Genomic DNA, 20,119 nt, shown 5'->3' with positions numbered 1-20,119 from the left:
TGCTGCCGACGGCCGGTCCGGGGCGGTGCGGCCGATGCCGCACGGGTGATCCACGAACGGCCGTATCATCGGGTCCGCGGCGGCCCCGTCCGGGGAGGGGTCGCGCACCCCGGCCGTCCGCCGCGGCGGCCGGCTCCCCGACCGCCCCGCGAACCACGGCCCACCGAGGCGAGGACGTGCACGTGCACAGGACCGTCACCGAACTCGCGGACGGCCGCGAGCTCATCTACTACGACAGCTCCCCCGGCCGGGACCGCGCCGCCGAGGACCTCCGGCCGCTCGACCCCGTGGTGAGCGTGCCCGAGCTGCGCCGGGACGCGGCCACCGGGGACTGGGTCGCCATCGCCGCCCACCGGCAGTCCCGCACCTACCGGCCGGCCGCCGACGCCTGCCCGCTGTGTCCGTCCCGGGAGGGACGGCCGAGCGAGATCCCGGCCGCCGACTACGAGGTGGCCGTCTTCGAGAACCGCTTCCCCTCGCTGTCCGGCGCGGCCGGCCGGTGCGAGGTGGTGTGCTTCACCCCGGAGCACGACTCCGGCTTCGCCGGCCTCACCCCCGCGCGGGCCCGGCTGGTGCTGGACGCCTGGACCGACCGGACCGCCGAACTGTCGGCCCGCCCCGGCATCCGCCAGGTGTACTGCTTCGAGAACCGGGGCGCCGAGATCGGCGTCACCCTCCCCCACCCGCACGGCCAGGTCTACGCCTTCTCCACGCCCGTCCCGCGCACCGTCAAGCACCTCGCCGCGGCGGCGGACCACCGTGCCGCCACCGGGCGGAACCTCTTCGAGGACCTGCTCGCCGAGGCCCGCACGGCCACGGAGCGGGTGGTGCTCGCCGGGGAGCACTGGACGGCGTTCGTCCCGTACGCCGCCCGCTGGCCGTACGAGGTCCACCTGTACCCGCACCGCAGGGTGCCCGACCTGACCTGCCTCGACGAGGCCGAACGGGCCGAGTTCCCCGGGCTGTACCTGGACCTGCTGCGCCGCTTGGACCGGCTCTTCGGGCTGGCCGAGCCCACCCCGTACGTCTCGGCCTGGCACCAGGCCCCGACGGCCGGCGGCGGCGAACTCGCCCTCCACCTGGAGCTGTTCACCGTCCGGCGGGCCGCCGGCAAGCTGAAGTACCTGGCCGGGACGGAGTCCGGGATGGACGCGTTCATGAACGACGTGGCTCCGGAGACGGCGGCCCGGCGACTGCGGGAGGCACGGTGACGGCGCGGGTGCGCGAGGAGTTCGAGCGGATCCACGGCCACCCGCCGGAGGGGGTCTGGGCCGCACCGGGCCGGGTCAACCTGATCGGCGAGCACACCGACTACAACGACGGCTTCGCCCTGCCCATGGCCCTGCCGCGGACCACCCTGCTCGCCGCCCGCCGGCGCGGCGACGGCCTGCTGCGGGTGCACAGCGCCCAGAGCGACGGCCGGGTCGCCGAGTTCGCGGTGGCGGACCTCGCACCCGGCACGGCCGGCGGCTGGGCCCGGTATCCCGCCGGGGTGGTCTGGGCGCTGCGCGAGCGGGGCCTGCCCGTCGGCGGGGCCGACCTGCACGTGGACAGCACGGTGCCCGCGGGTGCCGGGCTGTCCTCGTCCGCGGCGCTGGAGTGCGCGGTGGCCGTCGCCTACGACGAGCTGTACGGGCTGCGGCTGGAGCGGCCGGAGCTGGCGCGGGCGGCGCAGTACGCGGAGAACGCCTTCGCCGGCGTGCCGTGCGGGGTCATGGACCAGATGGCCTCGCTGTGCTGCACCGAGGGCAGCGCCCTGCACCTGGACAGCCGGGGGCCGTCGGTCCGGCAGGTCCCCTTCGACCTCACCGGGCACGGGCTGTCGCTGCTGGTGCTGGACACCCGGGTCAAGCACGACCTGGCCGACGGAGCGTACGCCGCCCTGCGGGCGGGGTGCGAGCGGGCGGCGCGGCTGCTGGGACTGCCCGCCCTGCGGGACCTCGGCGAGCAGGGGCTGGCGGGGGCGCTGGCCGAGCTCCCCGGCGGACTCGTCCCGCTGGTGCGGCACGTGGTCACCGAGAACGCCCGGGTCGGCCGGGCCGTGGAGTGCCTGACGGCCGGCGAGCCGGAGGCCCTGGGGCCGCTGCTGACCGCCGGGCACGCCTCCCTCCGGGACGACTACCGGGTCTCCTGCCCGGAGACCGACCTCGCGGTGGACGCCGCCGTCGCGGCGGGGGCGCTGGGGGCGCGGATGACCGGCGGCGGGTTCGGCGGCTCCGTGATCGCCCTGGTGCCGGCCGGGCGGGCGGAGTCCGTGGGCCGGGCCGTGTCGGACGCCTTCGCGGCGGCCGGGTTCGTCCGCCCGGCGGTGCTGGACGCCGTACCGTCGGCGGGGGCCCGCCGGATCGCCTGAGGCGGTCCCCCGGCCGTCTCTGTCCTTCGGCAGAGGCGCGGATCCACCGCGAGGCTCATGCCGTGGCCGCCGCCCGCGTCAATACTGGTCAGCGTGGTGCGCACTCCCCTGATCCCCCGTCCTTCCCCCGGCCTGCCGCGCGGGCCCCTGCCCTCCGGGTGGGCGCGCGCGGCGGCCGGGACCGCCGGGGCGGCCCTGCTGGGCCTGTGCGTGTTCGCGGCCGTCGCGTGGGCCGGCCTCGCGCCCCACCCCTCGTTCCAGCTGCTGGTGATCGCCTCCGGGGCCCTGATCCTCCCGCTGCGCGGCCGGTTCCCCGGGCCGGTCCTGCTCGCCCTGGCCGTGCTGACCGGGCTGTCGAGCGGCGCCGGTCCGCTCGCGGCGGTGGCCGCGTACGGCCTGGCCCGGCGGACGGTCCGGGTGCGGCGGACGGTCCGGGTGCGGCGGCGTGCCCGGCCGCTGGCCGCGGCGGCGGTCCTGCTGGTGGCCACCGCGACGGCGGCCGCGCCCGTGGTGGGTCCGGGGCGCGTCCCGTACGGTCTGGCCCTCGGGCTGGCGCTGGCCCCGACGGCGGTGATCGTCCCGGGTCTGGTGGGTACGGCGCAGGGGCAGCAGCGGCGTCTGGTGCGGGCCCTGCGCGAGCGCGGGGACGCGGCGGAGCGGGCCCGGCTGGCGGCCGACAGCGAGGCCCGCACCCACGAGCGCTCCCGGATCGCCGCCGAGATGCACGACCTGCTCGGGCACCGGCTCAGCCTGATCTCCCTGCACGCGGGCGGCCTGGAACTGGCCCTGGAGCGGGCCGCGCCGGAGCTGCGCGAGGAGGCCGTGCTGGTGCGCCGGACCACCCGGGACGCGATGAACGAGCTGCGGCAGGTCCTCGGCGTGCTCGGTCCGCTGGGCCGGGACGCCGGTCCCGGCGTCCTCACGGACGCGACGGGCACCCGCGCCGACGTCGAGGCGCTGCTGGCGGAGTCCCGGGACGGCGGGGTGGCCGTACGGCTGGACTGGACGGGACCGGACCTGGACGGCCGCCCGGCAGCGGTACGCCGGGCGGCGCACCGGGTGGTGCGCGAGGCCCTGACCAACGTCCACCGGTACGCCCCCTCGGCCCACGTCACCGTCGGCGTCGCGCACGAGGCGGCGGCGGTACGGATCACCGTGCGCAACGGCGCGCCGCCCGGGCCGCCGGTCCCGGCCGGGAGCCTGGGCACCGGGCGCGGCCTGACGGGGCTCCGGGAGCGCGTGGAGCTGCTCGGCGGGTCCCTCGACGCGGGCCCGCTGCCGTCCGGCGGGTTCCTGGTGGACGCGGTCCTGCCGGCGGAGCCCGGTGCCGCGCTCGTCCCGCACACCGCCGGGCCCCGTGGGGCCGGTGCCGTCTCCGGCGCGGAGGGCGGCGACACCGAGGGAGGGGCCGCGAACGCGCTGACGCTCGCCCTGGGGCTGGGGGCGCTGTGCGTGCTGATGGCCCTGGCGACGGCCTTCGTGTACGGCAGCGCGCCCCGGCCGGACTCCGGGCCGCGGCCGCTGCCGCGGGTCGGGATGACGTACGAGGAGGTGACGGGGCTCGGCGTCATCGACAACAAGGCCGTGCGCGCGGCCGCGACGGGGCACGAGCCGCCGCGCCCGGCCGGCACCGCCGGCTGCGCGTACCCGTTCAACGGCGCGACCGAGATCCGCGAGGGCGGCCTGCTGGTGGCCCGGTACTGCTTCGACGCCGGACGGCGTCTGATCGCCATCGACCGTTTCACCGTCCCGTCGGTGCGGGACGCCTCACCCTGGGAGACCCCTTGACCGAGCCCGACGGGCCGATCCGCGTCCTGCTCGCCGACGACGAGACGATGATCAGGCACGGCGTGCGCCTGATCCTGCGGCACGCCGACGGCATCGAGGTGGTCGCCGAGGCGGCGGACGGGCGGCAGGCCGTCGAACTGGCCGCCGTCCACCACCCGGACGTCGCACTGGTCGACATCCGCATGCCGGTGTGCGACGGGCTGGCCGCCATCGCGCCGCTGCTCGCGCTCGATCCGGCGCCGCGGGTGGTGATGCTGACGACGTTCGGCGACGACGAGAACGTCGTGCGGGCGCTGCGGGAGGGCGCCGCCGGGTTCCTGCTGAAGGACGAGGGCCCGCAGGAGCTGATCAGCGCGGTACGGGCCGCCGCGGCGGGCGACGCCGTGCTCTCCCCGGGGGTCACCGGGGCGGTGATCTCCCGGATGCTGGGCGCCCGTGAGCCGGCGGGCGCGGGCGGCACGGCCGCGGACGAGCGGATCGCCCGGCTGACGGGCCGTGAGCGGGACGTCCTCGCGGCGCTCGGCGAGGGGCTGTCGAACCAGGAGATCGCGGCGCGGCTCGGCATCGGGACCGGCACCGTGAAGACCCATGTGGGGGCGATCCTGGACAAGACGGGTTCGACGAGCCGGGTCCAGGCGGCGCTGCTGGCACACCGGACCGGGCTGGCCTCCTGACCGCCGGCTCTCCCCGGGGGCGGAGCGCGGCGGCCGCGGCCTCTGCCGTCCGGCAGAGGGAAGCCGGTCCGCCCCGCCCTTTCGGCAGAGGCCGAATCGCACCTTGAGGCCGATGTCCGCGCAGGTCAGCGCGGTGAGGATGGATGAGTCCCCCCGGCTCGCGGCATGCTCCGCGGGCCGTCGTACCTCAGGTGGAGCATCCATGTCGCACGCGTTTCCCCCGTCCCCCGCGCCCTCCTCGCCCTCCTCGCCCCCGGCTCCGGTCGAGCCGGCGGCCCGCGCGACGGCGCTGACCAAGACGTACGGGAAGGGCGGGACGCGGGTCACCGCCCTGGACTCGGTGTCGGTGGAGTTCGCGCGGGGCCGGTTCACGGCGGTGATGGGGCCGTCCGGCTCCGGCAAGTCGACGCTGATGCACTGCATGGCGGGCCTGGACCCGGTGACCTCCGGTTCGGCGCGGATCGGCGGGGTCGAGCTGTCCGAGCTGAACGACCGGCAGCTGACGCGGCTGCGGCGGGAGAAGGTCGGCTTCGTCTTCCAGGGCTTCAACCTGCTGCCCACCCTCACGGCGCTGGAGAACATCACCCTGCCGCTGCGGCTCGCCGGGCGGAAGCCCGACGCGGCGTGGACGGACACCGTCGTCGCCACCGTCGGGCTCGCCGGCCGGCTCGCGCACCGGCCGGCCGAGCTGTCCGGCGGCCAGCAGCAGCGCGTGGCCGTGGCCCGGGCGCTGGTCTCGCGTCCGGAGATCGTGTTCGCCGACGAGCCGACCGGCAACCTCGACTCGCGTTCCGGCGCGGAGGTGCTCGGGTTCCTGCGCGACTCGGTCCGGGAGCTGGGCCAGACGGTGGTGATGGTCACCCACGACCCGGTCGCCGCCGCCCATGCCGACCGGGTGGTGTTCCTCGCCGACGGCCGCCTGGTGGACGAGCTGCGGGAGCCGACCTCCGGCGCCGTGCTGGACCGGATGCTCGCCTTCGAGGCCCGGGGCCGGACCAGCTGACGGCGCTGCTCCCCCGCTCCCGTCCCGCCAGCCGAGCCCCCGCGCCGTCCGAGCCTCCCGAAAGCCCCACCATGCTGCGAACAGCCCTGCGCAACGTCCTCGCCCACAAGGCGCGCCTGATCATGACCGTCCTCGCGGTCTGTCTCGGTGTCGCGTTCATCTCCGGGTCCCTGGTCTTCGCCGACTCCACCACCGCCGCCTACCGTGCCTCGATGGCCCGCGATTACGCCGGCATCGCGGTCACCGTCGACCCCAAGTACCCCGTCGGCGCCGCCTCCGACGAACGTACGAGCGTCCTCGACGACGCGCTCGCGGCCAGGCTGGCGGCCGTACCCGGGGTCGCCGCGGCCCGTCCGGCCGTCGACGGGTCGGTGACCCTGGCCGCGAAGGACGGCTCGCCGATGCGGGCCGGCAACGCGATGGGCAGGCTCGCCGCCGGCTACGTGCCCGGACCCGACGGAAAGGACTCCCGCTACCCGCTGACGGCCGGCCGCGCCCCGCGCGACGGCGGCGAAGTGGCCCTGGACCGGGGCACCGCCGAGGCCGGCGGGTATGCCCTCGGCGACACCGTCAGCCTGGCCGTCGACGGCCCCGTGCTGAAGCTGCGGCTGGTCGGCACCGTCTCCACCGCCGACACCCGGGTCACCTCCGGCGGCACCCTCGCGGTGTTCGACAAGGCAACCGCCCAGCAGCTCTTCGCCGCGCCCGGCCGCTACACCGGGATCGACCTGTCGGCCCGGCCCGGCACCGACCGGTTCGACCTCGCCCGGCGGATCGGCGCGCTGCTGCCCGCCGACCGGGCGGAAGCCACCACCGCGACGGCCAAGGCCGACCAGCAGTCCGTCTTCATCGGCACCAAGACCCGCAGCTACTCCCGGCTGCCCCTGCTCTTCGCCGTGGTGTCGCTCTTCATCGGCTCGTTCCTCATCATCAACACCTTCACCATGCTCATCACCCGGCGGACCCGGGAGATCGCCCTGCTCCGCGCGATCGGCGCGACCCGCCGCCAGGTCGTCCGCTCCGTGCTCGCGGAAGCGGCCCTGGTGGGACTGGCCGCCTCGGTGATCGGGTTCGGCCTGGGCCTCGGCGTCGCCTCCGCGCTGCCCGGCCTGCTCGGCACGGGGGAAGACCTGCTGCCCAGCGGCCCGCTGGTGATCGGCCCCGCCCCCGTCGCCGCCTCGCTCGCGGTGGGCGTCGGCGTCACGGTCCTCGCCGCCTGGCTGCCGTCCCGGCGCGCCGCCCGGATCGCCCCGGTCGAGGCGATGCGCACCGCCGAACAGCCGCCTTCCACGACGCTGTCCCGGATCCGGGGGGCCATCGGCGCGGCCGTGGTCCTGCTCGGCGCGGGTCTGCTGCTCTCCCTGGGCGGGGCGAAGGACGCCTCCGACGAGAACCTGCGGACCGCCATGTTCGGCTGCGGTGTCCTCGTGACCGGGCTGATCGTGCTGGCGCCGCTGCTGGCGGGCCCGGTGGTCCGGCTCATCGGCCGGGCCACCGGCCGGTTCGGCGGCGTGGCCGGCGGGCTCGCCCGTGACAACGCCCTGCGCGACCCCCGGCGTACCGCGGCCACCGCCGTCGCCCTGATGATCAGTACGGCGCTGGTGACCGGGCTCGCCGTCATCGAGCACTCCTCCAGCCGGGCCCTGGACTCCCAGGCGGCGGCCGGCCTGAGCGCCGACTACGTCATCGGCACCCGCAACACCACCAGCACCGTCGACGCCGCCGCCGTCCGGCGGATCGCTGCCGTCCCCGGCGTCCGGACCGCCTCCGCCGTCGCGGACTCCAGCGTCTCCGTCGGCGCCGGGGCCGGGCAGGTCTCGGGCGTCGATCCGAAGAGCGTGGAGGCCGTCATGAAGCTCCGCTTCACCAGCGGCTCCGCCAAGGACCTCGGGCCGGGCCGGATCGCGGTCTCCGCCACCTTCGCCCGGGAGAACCGGATCGGCACCGGCGACCGGGTGCGGGCGGCCATCGGCCCCGGCGCCGGGGAGGACCGCGACCGCTCCTACACCGTCGTCGGCGTCTACCAGGACAACCCCACCGCGCAGGACGTGCTCGCCGACCGGGGTGAGGTCCAGCAGCACGGCTACGTGCGCGACTCCGTCCAGCGGGTCCTCGTGTCCGGCTCCGCCGGCCTCGGCGGGCAGCTGCGCGCCGCCGTCGACAACAGCCCGCTGCTGAAGGTCCAGAGCCGTGCCCAGCTGGTGCGGGAGCAGGCGGGCGTCGCCGGGGGCCTGATCACCCTGGTGTTCGGGCTGCTCGCCATCGGCGTGGTCATCTCCGCGCTCGGCATGGTCAACACGCTGGCCATGTCGGTCGCCGAACGCACCCGCGAGATCGGCGTCCTGCGCGCCATCGGCATGGACCGCGCCGGCGTCCGCTCCATGATCCGCCTGGAGTCCCTCACGGTCGCCGCGTACGGCACCCTGCTCGGGCTCGCGGGCGGCCTGTTCGGGGCCTGGAAGGTCAGCGGCCTGGCCAACGGGGCCATCCCGCAGTACTCCTTCTCCCTGCCCTGGGGCACCCTCGCCCTGGTCGTCCTCCTCTCGCTCGGCGTCGGCGTCGCGGCGGCCGCGCTGCCCGCCCGCCGGGCCGCGTCGCTCACCCCGATGCACGCGGTGGCGGAGGCCTGACCGCGACGGCCCGGCCCGGCCCGGCCTTCCGGCCGGGCCGGGCCGTTTTGGATCTTCCGCTGACCGGAGTCCGTCCCGATGGTCGGGACGGCGCATTGCGTACGGGGGGTCGGACGGACTGGAATTGCCGAGGTCAGGGCCCGTCACCGCGCGACACGACCCGCGCGGCTTCCGGTCCGGGAGCCGGCACGGAAGGAATCCGATGGCATCCATGCTCGAAGGCTGCACCCCGTGGCCGCAGGCGTTCGTCGACCGCTACTGGGCGGCGGGCCACTGGGGCGGCAGCACGCTGGACAACCTGCTGCGCGGGTGGGCCCTGCAGTACGGGCCGCGGACCGCGCTCGTGCACGGCGGGACCCGCCTCACGTACGCGAACCTGAACCGGCGCGTGGACCGCATGGCCGCCGGGTTCCGGCTGCGCGGGCTGCGGCCCGGGATGCGGGTCGTCGTCCAGCTGCCGAACGTGCCGGAGTTCGTCGTCAGCACGTTCGCGCTGATGCGCGCCGGTGTGGTCCCCGTCCTCTGCCCGGTCACCTGCCGCGAGGTGCCCGAGCTGGTACGGGTCACCCAGGCCGTCGGCTACGTCGGCCCGGCGGAGTACCGGGGCTTCGACCACACGGCGACGGCCGCGGACATCGCCGCCCGCTGGCCCTTCCTGCGGCGGGTGTTCACCTATGAGCCGCCGGGCACCGAGTCCCCGTACGGCGGTCTGACGACCGACCCGTCCAACTGCCAGTACGCGCCGCTGGGCTCCATCGACGCCGCACCCGAGCCGGCGCTCCCGCCGGACGCCGGGCAGGTGGCGTTCCTGCTGGTGGGCGACGGGGACGGCGCCGACGGCGGGCCGGTGCTCGTTCCGCGCACCCACAACGACTTCGCCTACCAGGCGCGGGCCGCCGCCGAGCGGGTGTCGCTCACCCAGGACGACGTGTACCTCGCCGCGCTGCCCGCCGCGTCCGTCTTCGCCCTCGGCTGCCCCGGCATCGTCGGCACGCTCGACGTGGGCGGGACCGTGGTCCTGGCCGACGGACCGGATCCCGCCGCGTGTCTGCCGCTCGTCGAGCGGGAGCGGGTCACGCTCGCGTCGCTGACGGACGAGGCCGCCGCCGCCTGGCTCGGCGCGCTGCCCTCGGCGGGGGCCGGCGCGAGCAGCCTGCGCCTGGTGCAGACCGGCGGCGGCGCGCCCCTGCCCGGGGCGGCCGCCGAGCGGCTCGGCTCCGCGCTGGGCGCCCGTGCGCAGCAGGTGTTCGCCCCGGCGGAGGGGCCGGTCCTCCTCACCCCGTCGGCGGACGTGGACGCGACCGTCCCCACCCCGCACGGCCGCCCGCTGTCGCCCGACGACGAGATCCGCCTCGTCGGCTCCGACGGCCGCGAGGTGCCGGACGGGGAGCCCGGCGAGCTCCTGGCGCGCGGCCCGTACACCCCGCGGGGCCACTACCGGGCGGCCGGGGACGACGCCCGCCGCTTCACCCCCGACGGCTTCTTCCGCACCGGGGTCCTGGCCCGGCGGGCGGTGGACGGCGGCCTGGTGGTGACCGGGCGGGTCCCGGAGTCCCGGGCGGGCTGACGGCGGCGACGGCGGTGACGGCGGCCGCGACGGTCGACATGCCCGGTGCGGGCGGTTCCCGCATCATGAGTGCTGTGTGCGACCCGCCCGGCGGACCGGTCTTCCTGTCGATCGTGGTTCCCGTCTTCAACGAGGAGGAGTCCCTGCCCGCTCTGGCGGCGCGGCTGCGGCCCGTGCTGGACGGGGCCGGGGAACCGTACGAGGTCCTCACCGTCGACGACGGCTCGACCGACAAGACCCCCCGGGTGCTGGAGGACCTGCGCGGCGCCTGGCCGGAGCTCCGCGTGGTCACCCTCCGGCGGAACAGCGGCCACCAGGCGGCCCTGACGGCCGGGCTGCACCGCGCCCGGGGCGCCTACGTGATCAGCATGGACGCCGACCTCCAGGACCCGCCGGAGGTCATCCCGCGGATGCTGGAGCTGGCCCGGTCGGACGGTCTGGACGTGGTGTACGGCGTCCGGACGGACCGCTCCGCCGACAGCGGCTTCAAACGCCGGACGGCCGCCGGCTACTACTGGCTGATGCGCCGTCTGGCGGGTCCCCACGTCCCCGCCCAGGCCGGGGACTTCCGGCTGCTGTCGCGGCAGGTGGTGGAGACCCTCAAGTCGCTGCCCGAGCAGCAGCAGATCCACCGGCTGCTGATCCCGTGGCTGGGCTTCCCCGACGGGCGGGTCACCTACCAGCGCGGGGAGCGGGTGGCGGGCACCACCAAGTACCCCCTGCACAAGATGGTCCTGCTGGCCCTGGACAGCGTCACCAGCTTCTCGGCGGCGCCCCTGCGCCTGGCCACGGCGATCGGCGCCGGCAGCCTCGCCGTGTGCCTCGGGTTCCTCGTCTGGACCCTCGTCGCCCACGCCACGGGCAACACCCTGCCCGGCTGGACCTCCCTGATCACGACGGTGCTGTTCTTCGGAGCCGTCCAGCTCTTCTGCGTGGGGATGCTCGGCGAGTACGTGGCCCGCATCTACACGGCCGTGCAGGCCCGGCCCGCCTACTTCGTGGCCCGTGACACGGACGGGGAGCAGCGCTAGGGGGTGTCCGGCCCGGTCAGACCAGCACGCCCGAGAAGAACATCGCCCCGAGCAGCGCGTACTGCGCCGCGCAGCAGGCCAGCAGCGGCACCTGGACCCACCGCGGCATGCGCGCGACGAGGAGCAGCCCGGTGAACATCTGCGCGTGGTTGCGGTACCAGGACATCTCCGCGCCGGCGAGGAACGGGACGAGGAAGACCGCCGCCGTCAGGAGGGCGGCCGCCCACTCCCCCGGGTCGAGCCCGCGGCGGCGGACGAGCAGGGCGGCGGCCGTCGCCAGTACGAGGAGGACGAAGGCGGTGTCGAGCCAGAGCTGCGTCCGGTGCGCGTCGAGGGCGTGCCGCACCAGCCAGGGGAGGGGTCCCTCGGGCGTGTACCAGTCCTTGAACGGGAAGCGGTAGGCCGCGGCCATCTCGTCGAAGGGCTGGTGCACGCCGCCCTGTCCGTAGCTGGACTCCTGGATGGTCTCGTACGCGTCCCAGCGGCCGGTCGCCTGCCACATCAGCCACTTGGCCCAGAGCACGCCGCAGCCGGAGACGGCCGCCGCCGAGCCGGCCTTGGCGCACCGGACCGGCCAGGTGTCGGTGCGCCACGCGAAGAGGGCGCTCAGGAGCAGCATGCCGGCGGCGACGGCGCCGACGGGATGGCAGGCGGTGGACGCGAAGCCGCCGGCGGCGGCGACCGCCCACGAGCCGCGCTTCACCCCGGCGACGCAGACCAGCAGGGCGAGGGTGGCGAGGGAGATCGGGAACAGGGCGTGGAAGTAGACGCCGCCGGGGAACACGGTGCCGACGGCGAGGGTGAGGCCGGTGGCCGGGGTGAGCCGGGCGCCGAGCAGCCACCACAGCACGGCGAACATGCCGAGCAGGGCGGCCTCGGTGACGACGGCGGCGGACAGCTCGTAGGAGAGCCCGGTGGCGGAGACCGCCCGGACGGACATGGGGTACCCGGGGAACCAGGCGACGTTCCCGCAGACGACGTCGGGGAAGTCCGGGTAGCGGTCCCGGCAGCGGAACATCTCGTAGCCGGTCTCGGCGATGGACAGGTAGTGGGCGGAGTCCCAGCGGCTGCGGCCGCCGGTGGACCAGTACCGCACCCGGGAGCCGTCGCCGGCGACGGAGGCCCCGGCGACGGCCCAGGTGAGGAGGTTGGCCACGAGCCACGCGACGAGCGGGGGCAGCAGCCGGCGGCGCGGGCCGCGGCCCGCCGCCCGGGACGCTTGCGCCATCTCCAGCCCCGCGATCGTCTCGTCGGCGGTCCGGCCGTTCTCCGCCGCGTTTCACGATCATTCTGGGCAGCGCCCCCCGGCGCCGCATCCGGAGTTACTCCCGCCCGGGATACCCGCCCCGCGCCCGGGGTGATCGGATGGGCCCATGACGACACCGGCGCAACGCGTCTTCAGGGCCCTCGAACGGTTCCACGCGGCCCACCCGTGGGACCACAACGCCCACTACCACCGCTGGATCCTGCGGCAGCTCCCCCGGCGCTGCGACCGCGCCCTGGACGTCGGCTCGGGCAGCGGTGATCTCGCCCGGCTGCTGGCCGGGCGGGCCGACTCGGTGCTGGGGGTGGACGCGGACGCCGGGATCGTCGCACGGGCGAGGGAGCTGACCCCGGCGGACGCCGCCGTGACGTTCACCGTGGCGCGGGCGCCGGCCGGGATACCGCCGGGCCCGTACGGGGTGATCACGTGCGTGGCCGCCCTCCACCACCTGCCCTTCGCCGAATCCCTCGTCCGGCTGCGCCGGCACCTGGCGCCCGGCGGGACCCTCGTGGTGGTGGGCCTCGCCCGTCCGGAGTCGGCGGCCGACCACCTGCTCGGCGCCGCCGCCGTCCCGGCGAACCTCGCCATGGCCTGGGTCAAGAACCGGGGCCGCCGCGTGCCCCGTCCGGCCGGGATGACCGCCCCCACCCGGCCGCCGTCCATGGGCTTCACCGAGATCACCGACGAGGCCCGCCGCATCCTCCCCGGCGCGCGTCTGCGCCGGCGCCTGTTCTGGCGCTACACGCTCGTCTGGCGCAACGGCTGACGCCGCACGGCCGTGCGTCAGTAGCCGATGGTGAAGCGGCGCTGGACGAAGCGGGGCAGTTCCGCCTCGTCGACCAGGGCGACGGCGGCGTCCTCCATGGAGATGCGGCTGCGGCCGTCCGCGTCCCGGACCGGCTGGTCGCCGCCGACGCGGTAGCGGCCGGTGCGTTCGCCGGGGGCGATGTCCAGGGCGGGGCTGAGGTAGGTCCAGAGCCGGTTGGAGGTGCGCAGCACGTCCAGGGCGTCCCGGGCGCCGCGCACGGCGGCCGCGTACTCCCTCGGCAGCCCGAGCGGGTCGAGGGTGGCGAACAGGTGCTCGTCGGAGTCGGCCAAGACCAGGCCCGGTTCGACCTCCAGGCTGCCGGCGCCGCCGATGACGATCAGCCGGGTCCGGGGGTGGCTCTCCAGCGCCTTCAGCAGCGCCCTCGCGGCGGTCGCGTACACGGCGGGGTCGGCGATCGACCGCCGCACGGTGTCCGTGACGTCCCTGGCCGCGTTGCCCGGCTGGAACCCGCTGACCAGCACGTCCAGTCCGGGCAGGACGGCGGCGATTCCGGCGGCGTCGAGGACGTCGACGCTCTTCCAGGTGATGTTCTTCCGGTCCTCCCGGATCCCCGTGGCGTCCCGGCTGAACGCCGTGACGTGGTGTCCCCGGTCGAGGGCTTCGGTGACGACGCGGCTGCCGATCCCGCCCGTGGCCCCGATGACTCCGATGTGCATGGCTCTCCCCTGTCGTGCCGGTCGGTGACATGGCGCGACCGACCCTCCGGTGCACGCCGTTCGAAAACTATACGGTGTGAAGTAAAGATACGGCACACGGGAAAGTGACTCTGTAGAGTGGCCGCCGTGGGAAGCACCGTGGGAAGCACCAAGGGACGCCGCGAGCGGCTGCGGGCCGAGACGACGGCCGAAATCAAGAAGGTCTCGCTGGAGTTGATGGCCTCGGGCGGGCCCGACGCGATCACCCTGCGCGCCATCGCACGCGAGATGGGCATGACCGCCAACGCCATCTACGGCTACTTCGCCACGCGCGACGACCTGGTGACCACCCTCATCGGCGATGTGTACACGTCGCTGGCCGACGCCGTGGACGGCGCCTGGGAGGCGGCCCCCGCCACGGACCCGGCCGCCCGGATCCGGGCCTGGGCGCACGCCCTTCGGGACTGGGCGCTGGCCAACCCCGAGGGTTTCCGGCTGGTTTACGGCGACCCCGTGCCCGGCTACCAGGCCCCGCCGGACGGCGCCGCCCCCGACGCCGCCCGGCGCGTCTGCCTCGGCCTCACCGCCCTCGCGGCCGCCGCCTGGCCGTACGCCGAACCCCTGCACCCGCGCGACGACTTCGAGTGGTCCGACTTCGCGGCCCCGCTCCTCGACAAGGTCCGCCCGGCGTTCCCAGGGCTGCCCCCGGCCGGCGTGGCCCTGGCCATGCGCGTCTGGGGCCGGCTGCACGGCCTGGTGACCCTGGAGGTCTACGGGCACCTGCGCGCCCAGACCGCCAGCCCGGACAAGCTCTTCCGCGCGGAACTGGACGACCTCGTCCGCGCCTTGGGCCTGCCGGCCGGCGGCCGCGAGCGGAACGGCTGACGGCCCGGCCGGCACAGCAGGAAGGCCCCGGTCTCCGTGAGGAGGCCGGGGCCTTCGTTCGAGCGCTGGGCAGGCCTTGCACCTGCATTCCCCCACGGGAAGTGGGGTGTCTTTCCTTGGACCACCAACGCATCGTCCCGTCCGCCGTGTTCCTCGGCGGTGGGCTCGAGATCAACTATAGCCCACGAAAGAGGAAGCTCCGCTACCGCGCCTTCACCGCGCGGATCGAGTAGACCTGCGGGACGTACAGCCCGGCCGGGAGGCGGAAGTGGCCGTGGTCGTGCTCGTGCAGGAACTCCAGGCGCAGGCCCGCGGCCGCCAGGGCGCTGACGACCTCTCCGATGCCGTGCAGCCATTCGACGGTCCGGTTGGACCTGGTCTGCGCGCCGAGGTCGGCATAGGTGCCCGGTTCGTCGAAGACCAGCGCCCCGCGCTCGAAGTAGTCGTGCTCGACGGCCCGCCCGTCCTCGGTGAGGACGTCGGCGAACGGGTGGTACTCGGCCAGGTAGAGGAAGCCGCCGGGGGCGACGAGGTCGGCCACCGTCCGCGCCCACCGGGTGATGTCCGGGAGCCAGCACAGCGCCCCGAAGCCTGTGTAGACGATGTCGAAGGTCCGCCCGTCCAGGGCCTCGACGGCGTCGTACACGTCGGCGGTGACGAAGCGCGCGGTGTCGGCGCCGATCCGCTCGGCGAGGTCGCCCGCCGCGGCCACGGCCGGCCCGGAGAAGTCGAGGCCGGTGACGGTGGCTCCGCGCCGGGCCCAGGAGAGGGTGTCCAGCCCGATGTGGCACTGGAGGTGGAGCAGGGACTTGCCGCCGACGTCGCCGACCTCGTCCGGTTCGAAGTCCTGCAGCGAGTCCCGGCCGGCGACGAAGGCGGGGAGGTCGTAGAAGGAGCTGCCGAGGTGGATCGGGACGCGCTCGTCCCAGTTGGCCCGGTTGGCCTCGCGCCAGTCGGCGGAGCCGGCGGAGTCCGCGGTGCCGGTTTCGGCGGTACGGGCAGGAGAGGGGGTGGTCATGCGGGGACGCTAATCGGAGGCGCGAACAGTGATCAATCGGATTTCCCGGCCGGTCGCCCCCGATCGCCTCCGATCGCCTCCGACCCGACACCCCGGACTTTCGGCCTTAACTCGTGTAACCTGAAACGAGAAGGCAGCACCGGGCTACAGAGAGCGATGAAGCACGCCATGGCCAAAGAGGCATCGGCTCCCGCGTCGGCCACCAGCGCGGACGTCGCCCGCCTGGCCGGGGTGTCACGCGCCACCGTCTCCTTCGTGCTCAACGACACCCAGGGCCACCGGGTCAGCGAGGGCACCCGGGCACGGGTGCTGGCCGCCGCCGCACAGCTCGGCTACGTGCCGAACGCGGCCGCCAGGTCCCTGCGCGCGGGCCGCAGCAACCTGGTCCTGATGCCCGCCTCCGTCTCCGCGGTCGGACGCCTGGTGAGCGAGTGGGTGGACGACCTGGTCAGCGAGCTGGAGCGGCACGGCTACACGACCGTCATGCACGCCGGCCGCTTCGACGATCCGCTCGAAGCCGCCCGCGCCTGGGCCGAGTTGCGGCCCGCCGCGGTGCTCTCCCTCGACGGCGACCGGCTCACCCCGCAGACGGCCGAGGTGCTGCGCCGCGCCGGGGTGCGCGGGATGCTCGCCTTCGCCTCGCACCCCGTGGACGGGGTGCACACCATCGCCTTCGACCACACCTCCGTCGGCGCGACCGCGACCCGGCACCTCATCGACCAGGGCCGGACCCGGATCGGGGTGGTCATCCCGCGCGAGCGCGGCCTCGACACCCTCGCCCGGCCGCGGCTGGCCGGTGCCGAGCAGGTCGCCGCGCGGCATCCGGCGACCGTCACCCCCGTCGAGCTGGCCTACACCCGGGAGTCCGCGACGGCGCTGGCCCGCCGGTGGCGGGAGCTCGGCCTGGACGGCGTCTTCGCGTACAACGACGAATACGCGGCCCTGCTGATGCACGCGCTGATGGCGGAGGGCATCCCCGTACCGGACGAGGTGGCCGTCGTGGGCTGTGACGACCTGGTGCTGTCGGCGCTCCAGCGGCCCGCACTGACCAGCGTCGCGCTGGAGCTGCCGTCCGCCGCGTCCGTGGCGGACGCCCTGCACGCGCTGGTCGCGCAGGGCACGGCGCCGGCGGTCCCGGGCATCGAACCGGCCCTGGTGCACCGGCAGTCGTCCTGAGGACGCGGCCGGGCGGCTCCCCCCGGGGCCCCCGGCCGCGCCCGCCTCAGCCCCCGGCGGCCTGCGGCGGCACGGCCCGCGGCACCCCCTCGGGCAGTGCGGAGCCGCGCTCCTCCCGGGCGAGCAGGGGTGCGAACGCGCGCCAGACCAGCAGCGCGGCCGCCGCCCCGGCCAGCGCTCCCGCCACGGTGTCGCTGAGCCAGTGCGCGTGCAGCCACGTACGGCTCCACATCATGGCCAGAGTGAACAGCACCCCCGCGCACCACCAGGCCCGCCGCCGCGCCGCCGGCACGAGCAGCGCCCCGGCCAGCACCACGAGCGCCGCCGCCGCGGCCGCGTGGCCGGAGGGGAAGGAGCCGTGGTCGACCCGGACCAGCGGGTTCTCCGGGCGCGGCCGGTCCACCAGGCGCTTGAGGGTCTGGACGACCAGCAGGTTGGCCCCGAGGTAGGCGACGAGCAGGCAGCACGCCGACCACCAGCGCCTGCGCACCAGCAGGAAGGCCAGCAGGGCGAGCGGTACGACGACGCCCGCCGGGCCGCCGAACCAGTTCAGGAACGCGGCCGCGGCGGCGGGGACGCCCCGGTGCGGGCCGCCCATCAGGTCGAGCCAGCGTTCGTCGGCGCCCTGGAACGGCGGGCGGGCGGGGTCGGCGCGGACGACCGCCGTCAGCAGGACCGTGGCGCCGGCCAGCAGCAGGCCGAGCGGCAGCACTCCGGGCGTGCGGTGCGCGGGAACGGGTCTCTCGCTCGCGGGCACGGCTCAGGCGTCCAGGTGGCGGGCGAGGAAGGCCACGCTGCGGGTCACGATCGGGGCGACGTCCGGGACGCCGAGGAAGATGTGGTCGCCGCCGTCCACCGGCTCCAGTACGCATTCCCCGCCGGCCTCGCGCAGCGCCGCGTCGAGCGCCTCGCTCTGGCTGTAGGGGACCAGGCCGTCCCGGGTGCCGTGGACCAGCAGGAACGGCGGCGTGCCGGGCGCGCCGGCGGCGTCGGCCCCTTCGGCCCCTCCGGCGGCGAGCCGGGCGTACGTCACCGGGCTCGCCGCGCGGGCCGCCTCCGGCCGCGCCTCCTCGGTGCCTCCCAGCAGCGCCTCGTAGGGGTCCGGGTACTCCACGCCCGGCGGCATCGGCGGCATGGGGTGGTCGCGCAGGGCGACCAGGTCGCAGACGCCGTACCAGTCGACGACGGCCCGCACCGAGGTGTCGCCGGCGCCGACGCCCTCGGTGCCCTCCAGGGCGGCGGCGCCGGGGGTGTGGGGGCCGGTCAGACCCGCGAGGGCGGCGAGGTGGCCGCCCGCGGACTCGCCCCACACCGCGATGCGGTCCGGGTCGATGCCGAAGGCGCCGGCGAACTTGCGGACGTAGCGGATGGCGGCCTTCACGTCGTGCAGCTGCGCCGGGAAGGGCGCTTCGAGGCTGTGGCGGTAGTCGATGGAGACCAGGGCCAGCCCGGCCGCCAGCACCGTGCCGTGCAGCAGTGCGGCGGGCACGGTCGGCGGCGGGTAGCGCCGGTCGCCCTCCAGCCAGCCGCCGCCGTGGATCCAGACCACGGCCGGGACGGGGCCCCGCGCGGCGGCGGGCACCTGGACGTCCAGCAGCCGCGGCCGGTAGCCCGGCCGGGTGGCGTAGGTGACCCCGTCGAAGCGGCGTACGCCGTCCTCGGCGACCACCGGCGGTACGGGCGCCAGGAAGGGAGGGGGCGGCCAGGTCAGGTCGGGCTCGACCGGGAGCGAATGCGTCATTGCGGCCCTTTCACGCGGAGCTGCACGTGACTCCTGTCCGAGTTACACGTGTAACACCGGACTGTAGCCAGCCCCGCCCGAGGCCACAAGATGGCCGGTGCAGCCGGTTCCGCGATATCACTCCCGGCCGCCAGGCCGGCGGCCGGCCTCAGCCTTCGAGGGGGTGCCCGGTCGTGGCGTCCACGTGGTCCGGGACCTCCTCGTGGCGGTCGCCCACGGTCGGCGTCCCGGCGGGTTCGAACATGAGGATGGCGGCGCCCGACGGCGCGCGCGGCTTGTGCTCCGTGCCCCGGGGGACGGTGAAGACCGCCCCGCGCGGGAGTACGACCGTGCGCTCCCCGCCGGGCTCGCGCAGGGAGATGCGCAGCTCCCCTTCGAGGACGAGGAAGAACTCGTCGGCGTCGGTGTGGTCGTGGGCGTGCCACACGTGTTCGCCCTCGACCTTGGCGACGCGGACGTCGTAGTCGTTGACGCGCGTGACGATGCGCGGGCTCCACAGGGCGTCGAAGGAGGCCAGGGCCTTGTCCAGGGAAACGGGTCCGTCGGTCATGGGACCATGCTGCGCCGCTGCGCACGGCCGGGGTGACTGCCAGGAATCGCACATGCCGAAAGAATCCACGCACCGGGTCGTCGTGATCGTCGACGAGAACTCCAACCCCTTCGAACTGGGCTGCGCGACCGAGGTCTTCGGCCTGCGCAGGCCGGAGACCGGCCGCGACCTCTACGACTTCGCGCTCTGCTCCCCCGCGCCGCGCACGCCGATGCGCGACGGGTTCTTCACGCTCACGGGGGTGGCCGGGCTGGAGGCGGCCGACACGGCGGACACCCTCATCGTCCCCAACCGCCCCGACGTAGAGGTGCCCCGCCGCCCCGCCGTGCTCGACGCCGTCCGGCCGTGCTCGACGCCGTCCGGCGGGCGCACGCGCGCGGCGCCCGCCTGGTCGGCTTCAGCAGCGGCGCCTTCACACTGGCCGAGGCCGGGGTGCTCGACGGCCGCCGGGCCACCGCGCTCTGGCAGTGGGCGGACTCCTTCCGGGCCCGTTTCCCCTCCGTCCGCCTGGAGCCGGACGTGCTGTTCGTGGACGACGGCGACATCCTCACCGCCGCGGGGAGCGCGGCGGCGCTCTACCTCGGACTGCACCTGGTCCGCCGCGACCACGGTGCGGAGATCGCCAACTGCGTGAGCCGGCGGCTGGTCTCGCGGCGCACCGGGACGGCGGCCAGCGGCAGTTCGTGGAGCGCCCGGTCCCCGAGCTGCCGGACGAGTCCCTGGCGCGCCGGCTGATCGAGCGGGGCGAGTCCCGGATGGAGCCGGTCGCCCGGCACAGCGGGCTCGGCACCGCCGCGAACCTGCGGACCCTGATGCGCCGGGAGACGGGCGTGACCCCGTCGGCGTACCGGCGGCGGTTCGGGCCGGGCCGCGGGCTGAGCGGGGGCCGCGGCAATCGGGTGACGTGCGGGGCCCAGGGGGGCGTGGCACGCTGTTGACGGGGCTCGGGCCGCCGGGGAAGGCGGCCCCGACGAA

General features: G+C 75.6%; 17 protein-coding genes and 1 pseudogene. 12 read left to right on the top strand and 6 right to left on the bottom strand.

The window, feature by feature from the left end:
* The first annotated feature begins 182 nt into the window (after window positions 1-182).
* The 8 genes from galT (at window position 183) to ACQKM2_RS04830 (ending at window position 11,046) form a co-directional block, all read left to right on the top strand.
* Entirely contained in the window at window positions 183-1,211 is a 1,029-nt protein-coding gene (gene galT / locus ACQKM2_RS04865) for a galactose-1-phosphate uridylyltransferase (protein ID WP_427706619.1), read from the top strand.
* A complete protein-coding gene (galK, locus tag ACQKM2_RS04860; protein WP_427706617.1) occupies window positions 1,208-2,353 on the top strand; it encodes a galactokinase in 1,146 nt (381 codons plus the stop codon). The genes galT and galK overlap by 4 nt, the downstream gene beginning before the upstream one ends.
* Before the next feature lie 93 nt (window positions 2,354-2,446).
* A complete protein-coding gene (locus ACQKM2_RS04855) occupies window positions 2,447-4,141 on the top strand; it encodes a sensor histidine kinase (protein ID WP_427706615.1) in 1,695 nt (564 codons plus the stop codon).
* Complete coding sequence (locus ACQKM2_RS04850) at window positions 4,138-4,815, top strand: response regulator (RefSeq protein WP_427706613.1); 678 nt, start codon at window positions 4,138-4,140, stop codon at window positions 4,813-4,815. The genes ACQKM2_RS04855 and ACQKM2_RS04850 overlap by 4 nt, the downstream gene beginning before the upstream one ends.
* A gap of 202 nt (window positions 4,816-5,017) precedes the next feature.
* Window positions 5,018-5,818: an ABC transporter ATP-binding protein gene (locus ACQKM2_RS04845; protein WP_427706610.1), complete on the top strand. Its 801-nt coding sequence runs from the start codon at window positions 5,018-5,020 to the stop codon at window positions 5,816-5,818.
* 71 nt (window positions 5,819-5,889) lie between these two features.
* The gene (locus ACQKM2_RS04840) at window positions 5,890-8,448 is read left to right on the top strand and encodes an ABC transporter permease (protein WP_427706608.1); all 2,559 of its coding nucleotides are present in this window, start codon (window positions 5,890-5,892) and stop codon (window positions 8,446-8,448) included.
* 202 nt (window positions 8,449-8,650) lie between these two features.
* Window positions 8,651-10,015: an AMP-binding protein gene (locus ACQKM2_RS04835; RefSeq protein ID WP_427706606.1), complete on the top strand. Its 1,365-nt coding sequence runs from the start codon at window positions 8,651-8,653 to the stop codon at window positions 10,013-10,015.
* A 65-nt stretch (window positions 10,016-10,080) separates the two neighbouring features.
* Window positions 10,081-11,046: a glycosyltransferase family 2 protein gene (locus ACQKM2_RS04830; RefSeq protein ID WP_427706603.1), complete on the top strand. Its 966-nt coding sequence runs from the start codon at window positions 10,081-10,083 to the stop codon at window positions 11,044-11,046.
* A gap of 16 nt (window positions 11,047-11,062) precedes the next feature.
* Here ACQKM2_RS04830 and ACQKM2_RS04825 read toward each other — a convergent pair whose 3' ends face one another.
* Window positions 11,063-12,274 carry a hypothetical protein gene (locus ACQKM2_RS04825; RefSeq protein ID WP_427706601.1) on the bottom strand — a complete coding sequence of 404 codons (1,212 nt, stop codon included), beginning with the start codon at window positions 12,272-12,274 and terminating at the stop codon, window positions 11,063-11,065.
* A 145-nt stretch (window positions 12,275-12,419) separates the two neighbouring features.
* Between ACQKM2_RS04825 and ACQKM2_RS04820 the strand changes: the two genes are divergently transcribed.
* On the top strand, window positions 12,420-13,076 hold the full coding sequence (locus ACQKM2_RS04820; RefSeq protein WP_427706598.1) for a class I SAM-dependent methyltransferase: 657 nt from the start codon (window positions 12,420-12,422) through the stop codon (window positions 13,074-13,076).
* Window positions 13,077-13,093: 17 nt separating this feature from the next.
* Here ACQKM2_RS04820 and ACQKM2_RS04815 read toward each other — a convergent pair whose 3' ends face one another.
* Complete coding sequence (locus ACQKM2_RS04815) at window positions 13,094-13,795, bottom strand: NAD(P)-dependent oxidoreductase (protein WP_427706596.1); 702 nt, start codon at window positions 13,793-13,795, stop codon at window positions 13,094-13,096.
* A 126-nt stretch (window positions 13,796-13,921) separates the two neighbouring features.
* Between ACQKM2_RS04815 and ACQKM2_RS04810 the strand changes: the two genes are divergently transcribed.
* Window positions 13,922-14,659, top strand: a complete 738-nt coding sequence (locus ACQKM2_RS04810) for a TetR/AcrR family transcriptional regulator (protein WP_427706594.1) — start codon at window positions 13,922-13,924, stop codon at window positions 14,657-14,659.
* Window positions 14,660-14,861: 202 nt separating this feature from the next.
* Here ACQKM2_RS04810 and ACQKM2_RS04805 read toward each other — a convergent pair whose 3' ends face one another.
* Window positions 14,862-15,677: a class I SAM-dependent methyltransferase gene (locus tag ACQKM2_RS04805; protein ID WP_427706592.1), complete on the bottom strand. Its 816-nt coding sequence runs from the start codon at window positions 15,675-15,677 to the stop codon at window positions 14,862-14,864.
* Window positions 15,678-15,845: 168 nt separating this feature from the next.
* Here ACQKM2_RS04805 and ACQKM2_RS04800 point away from each other — a divergent pair, with 168 nt between their 5' ends.
* The gene (locus tag ACQKM2_RS04800; protein WP_427706590.1) at window positions 15,846-16,853 is read left to right on the top strand and encodes a LacI family DNA-binding transcriptional regulator; all 1,008 of its coding nucleotides are present in this window, start codon (window positions 15,846-15,848) and stop codon (window positions 16,851-16,853) included.
* 46 nt (window positions 16,854-16,899) lie between these two features.
* Here the strand turns inward: ACQKM2_RS04800 and ACQKM2_RS04795 are convergent, their stop codons facing one another.
* The 3 genes from ACQKM2_RS04795 to ACQKM2_RS04785 form a co-directional block, all read right to left on the bottom strand.
* Window positions 16,900-17,610, bottom strand: a complete 711-nt coding sequence (locus ACQKM2_RS04795; protein ID WP_427706588.1) for a phosphatase PAP2 family protein — start codon at window positions 17,608-17,610, stop codon at window positions 16,900-16,902.
* A gap of 3 nt (window positions 17,611-17,613) precedes the next feature.
* Window positions 17,614-18,594 carry an alpha/beta hydrolase fold domain-containing protein gene (locus ACQKM2_RS04790; RefSeq protein ID WP_427706586.1) on the bottom strand — a complete coding sequence of 327 codons (981 nt, stop codon included), beginning with the start codon at window positions 18,592-18,594 and terminating at the stop codon, window positions 17,614-17,616.
* A 148-nt stretch (window positions 18,595-18,742) separates the two neighbouring features.
* Window positions 18,743-19,144, bottom strand: coding sequence for a cupin domain-containing protein (locus ACQKM2_RS04785; protein ID WP_427706584.1), 402 nt, complete (start codon window positions 19,142-19,144; stop codon window positions 18,743-18,745).
* Window positions 19,145-19,196: 52 nt separating this feature from the next.
* Between ACQKM2_RS04785 and ACQKM2_RS04780 the strand changes: the two are divergent.
* Window positions 19,197-20,082 (top strand): annotated as a pseudogene (locus ACQKM2_RS04780) (DJ-1/PfpI family protein).
* The last annotated feature ends 37 nt before the right edge of the window (window positions 20,083-20,119 follow it).

This window comes from Streptomyces sp. NPDC004126, assembly GCF_050275515.1.
Lineage (GTDB): Bacteria > Actinomycetota > Actinomycetes > Streptomycetales > Streptomycetaceae > Streptomyces.
The sequence above is the reverse complement of the archived record's forward strand: the minus strand, read 5'-3'. Positions and strand labels throughout refer to the sequence as shown.